Below are 1350 nucleotides of genomic sequence, written 5' to 3' on the forward strand. Positions count from 1 at the left end.
TGAAGCGCCCTGGGTCTGATGGAGACTCGCGCTATTTGATTCCCACCAGCTGAGTGCGGTCGGCTTGGACAGCATAGAACGCCTGCTCGAACTCGGCAGGTGGGACGTCGCCAAGGTAGCCGTGGAGGCGCTGCGTGTTGTGCCAGTGCACCCAGCCGAGCGTCGCGAGCTCGAGGTCCTCGACGGTTCTCCAGGGGCCCGATCGTGCGGGTCCGCGGACGAGTTCGGTTTTGTAGTAGCCGTTCACCGTCTCGGCGAGTGCGTTGTCATAGCTGTCGCCGACGGACCCAATCGACGGTGTGGCGCCGATCTCGGCGAGGCGTTCTCCGTAGCGAATCGACGTGAATTGAGATCCTGCATCGCTGTGACACCGGAGATCGTCGTGGTGAGTGCCGCGGGTCCAGCGCGCCATCTCGATCGCGTCGAGGACCGTTTCGGTGCGCATGTGAGACGCGCACCGCCACCCGACGATCATCCTGCTGAACGCGTCGACGATGAAGCAGACATACGCGACGCCCGCCCACGTCGGCACGAACGTCAGATCGGTCACCCAGAGCCGGTTCGGGGCGGTCGCGGTGAACTCCCGGTTGACGAGATCCGGGTGCCTCGCGGCGGCCGGATCAGGCCTGGTCGTCTTGACGCGCTTGCTCCGTGTCGCGCCCTCGATGCCCGCAGCACGCATGAGCCGGCCGGTCTGATCCCGACCGATGTCGATGCCACTGCGACGGGCGGTCTTCCAGAGCTTGCGGACCCCATAGACGCCATAGTTGTCGGTCCACAGCGACACCAGCGCCGGTATGAGCGCGGCATCGCTGATCGCCCGCGCCGAGGGCGCACGGTCCTTCGCGGCGTAATACGTGCTCGAAGCTACCTGCAACAGCTTGCAGATGGGCTCGACTCCGAGCGGGCGACCCTCGATGACGTCGCTCTTGTTCGCGTCGATGAACGCGACTACTTCCGATGTTGGCGGTCGAGCTCCGCCCCGAAGAAAGACGCAGCCCTCTTCAGGATCTCATTGGCCCGACGCAGCTCTCGGACCTCCTGCTCAAGCTCTCGCACCCGACGAGCATCCGCCGTGCTCACGCCCGGCGCGACCCCGTCATCGACGTCGGCCTGTTTGACCCAAAGCCGGACGGATTCGACTCCGTAGCCGAGCTGCGACGCGACCCGATGCACCGTCCCATGCTCGGTCCCCAACTCGGATCGCAGCGTCCGCACCATTCGGACCGCAGCGGCCTTCTCCTCCGGCGAATACCGACGCGTCGTCGGCTTCCCTGATGTCTGCTCTTTCGGCATAACCCCATCCTCGTTTCCAAGGTCAGGAGTCTCCAACAAACTCAGGGCGCTTCA

The 1350-nt window shown here is 65.0% G+C and carries 1 protein-coding gene; it reads right to left on the bottom strand.

The features are described from left to right. Positions 1 to 31 precede the first annotated feature (31 nt). Positions 32 to 1296 (bottom strand): IS3 family transposase gene (locus tag WFJ01_RS19005; RefSeq protein ID WP_336630043.1). Its coding sequence is split into 2 segments (ribosomal slippage): positions 32 to 993 and positions 993 to 1296, totalling 1266 coding nucleotides; the frame shifts between segments, so codons are not numbered across the junction. Positions 1297 to 1350 lie beyond the last annotated feature (54 nt).

Source organism: Microbacterium sp. MMO-35, from assembly GCF_037147555.1.
Classification (GTDB): Bacteria; Actinomycetota; Actinomycetes; order Actinomycetales; family Microbacteriaceae; genus Microbacterium.